The sequence below is a fragment of the Streptomyces sp. AP-93 genome (assembly GCF_022808175.1).
GTDB lineage: Bacteria > Actinomycetota > Actinomycetes > Streptomycetales > Streptomycetaceae > Streptomyces.
The window spans coordinates 21,612-27,614 of sequence record NZ_JALGBX010000050.1; the positions used below are offsets into that span (position 1 = coordinate 21,612).

6 protein-coding genes are annotated in these 6,003 nt (G+C 73.6%); 4 read left to right on the forward strand and 2 right to left on the reverse strand.

The window, feature by feature from the left end; genetic code table 11:
• Positions 1 to 88: 88 nt before the first annotated feature.
• Positions 89 to 583 (reverse strand): hypothetical protein, encoded by a 495-nt coding sequence (locus tag MTF69_RS41780; protein ID WP_243342055.1) that lies wholly within the window; start codon positions 581 to 583, stop codon positions 89 to 91.
• A gap of 590 nt (positions 584 to 1,173) precedes the next feature.
• On the opposite strand from MTF69_RS41780, the gene MTF69_RS41785 reads away from it, so the two are divergent.
• A complete protein-coding gene (locus MTF69_RS41785) occupies positions 1,174 to 2,382 on the forward strand; it encodes an MFS transporter (RefSeq protein ID WP_374325731.1) in 1,209 nt (402 codons plus the stop codon).
• Between the two features lie 473 nt (positions 2,383 to 2,855).
• Positions 2,856 to 3,626, forward strand: coding sequence for a peptidoglycan-binding domain-containing protein (locus MTF69_RS41790; RefSeq protein WP_243342057.1), 771 nt, complete (start codon positions 2,856 to 2,858; stop codon positions 3,624 to 3,626).
• A 250-nt stretch (positions 3,627 to 3,876) separates the two neighbouring features.
• Here MTF69_RS41790 and MTF69_RS41800 read toward each other — a convergent pair whose 3' ends face one another.
• Positions 3,877 to 4,620, reverse strand: coding sequence for an SDR family NAD(P)-dependent oxidoreductase (locus tag MTF69_RS41800; protein ID WP_243342058.1), 744 nt, complete (start codon positions 4,618 to 4,620; stop codon positions 3,877 to 3,879).
• Positions 4,621 to 5,114: 494 nt separating this feature from the next.
• Between MTF69_RS41800 and MTF69_RS41805 the strand changes: the two genes are divergently transcribed.
• Both MTF69_RS41805 and MTF69_RS41810 read left to right on the forward strand, forming a co-directional pair.
• A complete protein-coding gene (locus tag MTF69_RS41805; RefSeq protein WP_243342059.1) occupies positions 5,115 to 5,708 on the forward strand; it encodes a DUF4253 domain-containing protein in 594 nt (197 codons plus the stop codon).
• Positions 5,709 to 5,744: 36 nt separating this feature from the next.
• Positions 5,745 to 6,003 (forward strand): recombinase family protein (locus MTF69_RS41810; RefSeq protein ID WP_374325729.1); only part of this gene is annotated, 259 nt, incomplete at its 3' end.

Here is a 6,003-nt window from a genome sequence, read left to right on the forward strand (position 1 = left end):
TCGGACCAGGTCAGCGGCTCGGTTCAGTGGCTCAGGACAGCGGCTCAGGTCAGGGGCTCACCTCAGCGGCCCACCTCAGCGGCTCAGGTCACCGGCCGGCCTGGCGGATGCAGAGATCCACGATGGAAGGCGGCAGGGAGCCTTCCGCGGCCGCGCACAGCTCGTCCGTGCGGGGCAGCGGCGCTACGGGGTTCCGGGCGGGGCGGTCGGGCCGGGCGGCGGCCGCCTTGGGCGGGTGCGCGCGGCGCGGCGCGGCCGGCTTCGCGCGCCGTTCGGCCGCCGGGCGGGGGGCCTTGGCGGCAGGCCGGGAGGGTGCTTTCCCGCCGTCCCGGTCGGCGTCGGCGCGGTCGGCGTAGGCATCGGCCCTCGCCGGGAGTTCGCCGAGGGGCAGCGGCTCGGCGGGGAGTCCGACCGGATCGGCTGCGGGGGACGCGTCGGGCGGCGGGCTGAGCTCCGGAGCGTCGGCGGGCGGTACGAAGCCACGCGCGGGCACGTCGGAATCCCGCGGGCCGCCGACCGACACGCAGCCGGCGCTGGCGAGGAGGGCGACGAGGGAGAGGGGCAGGACCCGGCGCAACTGCATCGGACCACCATGCCGCACGGGTGGGCGGGCCGGTTCCCGCGCTTCCGTGCGGCGGCGCGGGAGCGTGCGGACAAGCGTGCGGACAAGGGGGCGGGGAAGGCACCGCGGGCGCCGCCGAAACGGTTCTGTGGGCGCACAGTGATCGTTTCTGCCGCGACGGGAGGTTCACCGGTCCGGGAGAACGCGCACGTGGACGGGGGTGGACCTGGCGCGGAAATCCGGACAAGGTTCGGAGGGGAACGACAGTACGGATGCCGGGGGAGGCGCGACCCCCGGTGCTCCGCGTTGCCGTGCCGGCTCCCGGACCGGCCCCGCCCGACCGGCGGGAACGCTCCGGTGGGCCGCCCGCCTGCCTGTCCACCTGCCTGCCTGTCCGCCTGCCCCGTACGGAGTCCCGCCCCATGACCGAAGCCCCCGCGCCCGGCAACGACGCCCATTCCCCGGATCCGCAGCTCCCGCCGAGCCCCGCCCCCCTTTCAGGCTCCGGCCCCGACTCCGCCCCCGGACCGTCCGCCGGGCCCGCCCCCGCGACGGGAGAGGCGGTCGCGCCGGACACGGCCGCCGTCGCCGGGTGGCGGGGATGGGGGGCCGTGGGGGCGGTGGCGCTCGGGATCTTCTGTCTCATCACCTCCGAGTTGCTGCCCGTAGGTCTGCTCACCCCCGTGGGCGCCGATCTCGGGGTGTCCGACGGCACCGCCGGGCTCATGGTCACCGTGCCGGGGCTGGTCGCGGGATTCTGCGCGCCCCTCGTCACCGTCGGCGCCGGCCGGCTCGACCGGCGGTGGGTGCTGGTGGTGCTGATCGCCCTGATGGCGGTCGCCAACCTCGTCGCCGCCGTGGCGCAGGGCTTCGGGGTGCTGCTGGCCGCCCGGGTGCTCGTAGGGGTCAGCGTCGGCGGCTTCTGGGCGATAGCCGGCGGCCTCGCCGTCCGCCTCGTCCCCGCGCACCACGTCGGCCGGGCCACCGCGCTCGTCTTCGGCGGAGTCCCCACCGCCTCGGTACTCGGCGTCCCTGCCGGAACCCTGCTCGGCGAACTCGGCGGCTGGCGCTTCGCCTTCGCCGCCGTGGGCGGGCTCGGAGTCCTCACCCTGGCCGCACTGCTCCTGCTGCTCCCGCCGCTCCCGCCGACCCGGACCATCACCTTCGCCCAACTCCCCGCCCTGCTGCGGCGCAACCGCGCGGTCCGGGCCGGGGTGGCCGTCACCTTCCTGGTGGTGACGGGGCAGTTCGCGGCGTACACGTTCGTCCGGCCGATCCTGCAGGACGTGTCCGGGGTGAACGCCGCCTACGTGAGCACCCTCCTCCTCGGGTACGGAGTCGCGGGCGTGGCGGGCAACTTCCTGGCGGGAGCACGCGACCCGTACCGCACGCTGTTCACCGTCGGTGCCGCCCTCACCGTGATCCTGGCGTCGATCGCCCTGGTGCCGGGAGCGGTCGCCGGGACGGTGCTGCTACTGGCCTGGGGGCTCGTGTACGGCGGGGTCTCGGTCAGCCTCCAGAGCTGGATGATCAAGGCCGCACCCGACGACGCGGAGGCCGCCTCCTCGCTGATGGTGGCGATGTTCAACCTGGCGATCGCCGCGGGTGCGTTGTCCGGTGGTCTCGCGGTCGACGGTATCTCGGTGCCCGCGGCTCCGCTGGCCGGAGCCGCCCTGATGGCCTTGGCCGCCGTCACCGTCCGGGTCACCTCGACGTCCCGCACGGCCACGCGCGCAGTCACGGGCGCGGGTGCCGTCACGGGCGCGGGCGCACCGGCGGCCGTCAGCACCCGCGACGCTTCACCGGCCGACCAGCGGTAGAGCAACGGCAGACCAGCGGTAGAGCAGCGGCAGATCAGCGGCAGATCAGCGGCAGATCAGAGGTGGGCCCTGGGGCAGGAGTTGACCGTCCGCAATCCGGACGGTCCACCATGCGGCCCGGCAGGGGAACCGCTCCCGACGGGCCGGTTCCGATGGACAGCCCGTGCCCAGACCGGGCGGATGGGGTGGATCGGACATCCGGCTTGACCTGGGGCATCTCCTGGGGAAAGAGTGCGCCGGTCGGACACCATCATCCGGACCGACCCTGCCCGCGATGTCCGGACGATCAAGACGTCCGGACATCCGGACGTGCAGCCCCACCGCACGAGCCGCACCTCCCGCCGGGATGGTCCTGGTCGCCCGGCGGCGCAGGACCTGACCGGTCGGGTACGGGGGCCGACACCGCACCGCCGCGCCGGCCCCCGTACCCGCCGGAAGACAACCGTGTCCCCTGACCCGATGAGAGAGGGCTCGTGCCCGACGACGATCGCTTGCTCGTACGCCCCTACGTAGCCCCCTCGGGTCCGCTGCCCGGCTCCTCCGCGCCCGCCTGGCCCGAGGACTCGGGGCGGATCACCGTACCGACGCGCTTCGGACCGCCCGCCGAGGTGCCCGGGCCTCCGCGGGTACCCGTGTGGGAACCCGGTCCCGCGCAGCAGGCCGCGCCGCCGGCGGCCCCTCCCGGCGACCGGCGGGGCAGCCGCCTCCCGTTCCTCGGACTCGCCCTGCTCGCACTCGGGGCGGCGGGGGCCCTCGCCTTCCTCCTGCGCGGCCCCGACCCGGAGCCGCGGCGCGCCGTGGCCCCGCCGGACCTGTCCGTACCGGTCCTCCCCGCGCGCAGCCCGGGGGCGGGCGAGGAGCCGACCCCGGCCGCGGAGTCCGTACGCCCGCCCGCGCCCGGAACACCGTCCGCGACGGCTCCGACCGGCGCCGGTCAGACCCCTGCCGGCCCGTCGGCCGGCACGACCCGGGACCCGGAGCCGCCGGGCCGGGCCGGCCCGACCGGCACCCGCCCGGCGCCGGGTGAGGGCGGGACCCTGAGCCCGGGGGACCGCGGGGCCGAGGTGCGCGCCCTGCAGGAACGGCTCCACGCGCAGGGGTTCACGTACGTCAACCTCACCGGGGTGTACGACGAGCAGACCCGGCGCGGTGTCCTCCAGCTCCAGCAGAACAGGAGCATCAAGGGCGACCCGCCGGGCGTCTACGGGCCCGCCACCCGCGCGGCCTTCGCGAGCGAGGACTGACACCTCATGGATCAAGCGGAGGTGCTGCTCGCCGCGAGCGGCTGACCGGTCGGGAACGGGGCTCGGAGCTGCAGTCCGAGCTGGAGAGCAGCGCCCGTAGAGCGCGGATCCTGGAGGAGCAGGCGCCCCTCGACGCGGTGAGAGTGGCGACCGACGGACGTTCCGTGGTCGACCTAGCGCGCGAGGTGCTGGGCGCCACCGACTGGCTGCCCAGCACGTCCGGTTAGCGTCCCCGAGGGGTGGCGGCCGTTCAGCGCCCGCCGGCGACGCGCAGGACCGTACCGGTCGTGTACGCGGCGTCCGCGGACAGCAGCCAGGCGATGGCCACGGCCACCTCCGCAGGCTGCCCGGCCCGGCCGAGCGGGATCTCGGCGGCCGCGAGCGCCGGGCGGTCGGGGTCACCCATGGCGGCGTGCATGTCGGTGTCGATGATGCCGGGGGCCACGGCGTTGACCCGGATCCCGTCCGGGCCCAGCTCCTTGGCGAGGCCCAGGGTCAGGGTGTCGGTGGCGGCCTTCGTCGCGGCGTAGTGGACGTAGCGGCCGGGACTGCCGAGGGTGGCGGCCGCGGAGGAGACGTTGACGATCGCCCCGCCGCCCGACGCGGCCATGTCCCGGGCGGCCCGGCGGCAACAGAGCAGGTACCCGAGGAGGTTCACGTCGAGCACGCGGCGCAGGTCCTCGGTTCGGATGTCGGCGAGCCGGCCCGGGGTACCCGTCACTCCGGCGTTGTTGACCAGCCCGGTCACCGCACCGAGCTCGGCTCCGGCGATGTCGAAGAGCCGCTCCACGCCGCACTCCTCGGACGTGTCACCGCGCACGGTCACACACCGGCCTCCGGCCTCCCGCACCCGCTCGGCGGTGGCCTTGGCGGCCGCGTCGTCACGGAGGTACCCGAGGACGACATCGTGCCCGTCGGCGGCGAGCCGGACGCACGTGGCGGCACCGATACCGCGACTGCCTCCGGTGACGATGGTGACCGGACGACGTGACATATGAGCCTCCTGTGTGACGCATTACCCCGTGTCGTGCCCACACCTGGGATCGCCGCAGGCTAACACCGCGATATCCGGCGGACCGTCCCCCGGGGGCGGGGCAACCGGGTTTTGGAACCCGGGCCGACGTGCCCACGCTCGCGGGCAGGTTCCTGAACCCCCGCCGAACCCCGGCCGGGTCGAGTCTGCTCGGTCGCCTTCCGATAGCGGTCCGTGTGATCGGCGTCGTCTGTCAGTGGGGCCGTCAGCTTCGCCGGCATGACGTCACATTCCAATCCGCTGACCGTGCTGTTGACCGACCCCACGGGCGGAAGTCTGGGTCTCGGCCTGCCGCCGGGATCACTGGTGACCGAAACCATCGACGGCCCTTGGCCTGAGCCGCTGCTCTGGGGGGCCGACGGGGTCGCAGCACCCGGTACGTGGGCCGAGTACCTGCCGGTTCGGGAAGCGGGACTGCAGCCCGTACTCCTCCAGGACGAAGCCGGTACGGAGGAGTGTGGGACGGCACGTTGGATCCCGGCAGGACGTCGGACCCCGGCGACCATCGTGCCGAGGAGGTCCTCAAAGACTTTTGGGAGTCCGCGGCATCGGAAACCGAGGACAACGAAGACGAAGACGAAGATGAAGAGGACGCGGGCGAGACCATGGCTCCGTTCGCCGGTAGCTGGCCTGGGCTGGCGTCGCCAGGGAGGACCGCGGCGGATCCGGCGACGACTGCTGCGGACGTGGCCGGGGACCTGGCCAGAGATCTGGCCAGAGATCTGGTCGGAGGCCGGCTCAAGGGCCCTCGGCTGGCGTTGGTTCCAGTGGGCCGGGCTGCGGACCTCCCCGCAGCGATCGGCTGGGCAGGGCCGGTCAACCAGGAAAACGATGTGGCCCGGCTGTGTGCCGTTTTCCGTTCCTGGGAGGACCGCTTCGGAGTCCGGGTGGTTGCTCTGTCGTCTGCGCGGCTGGACCTGTCCGTAGCAGCCCCGCCGCAGACACTGCATGAAGCTCTCGCGGTCGCCGCGGAGCACTTCGCGTTCTGTCCCGACAACATCTGGCAGGGGTCGGGCACTGCTGGTTCTTATGTTCATTCTTGTGAGTGATAGTGCATTTGGGTGAGTGTCGTTACGGTCGGGTGCATGAACCTCAAGGAGTGGGCGAAGGCGCAGGGTGTGCATCCGCAGACCGCGTATCGCTGGTTCCGTGAGGGCAGTTTGCCGGTTCCGGCCGAGCGTGTGGGGCCACGCACAATCCTGGTGAACGTGGAGGCCAATACCGTGCCGGAAAGGGTCGGTGGTGTCGGGCTGTATGCCCGGGTCTCCTCTCACGATCAGAAGCCGGATCTGGAGCGTCAGACTGCCAGGTTGTCGGCGTGGGCGGTGAAGGCCGGGCATCGGG

Coding starts and splice junctions, on each gene's coding strand:
- MTF69_RS41780 (WP_243342055.1), bottom strand. CDS start 583: ATGCAGTTGCGCCGGGTCCTGCCCCTCTCCCTCGTCGCCCTCCTCGCC.
- MTF69_RS41800 (WP_243342058.1), bottom strand. CDS start 4,620: ATGTCACGTCGTCCGGTCACCATCGTCACCGGAGGCAGTCGCGGTATC.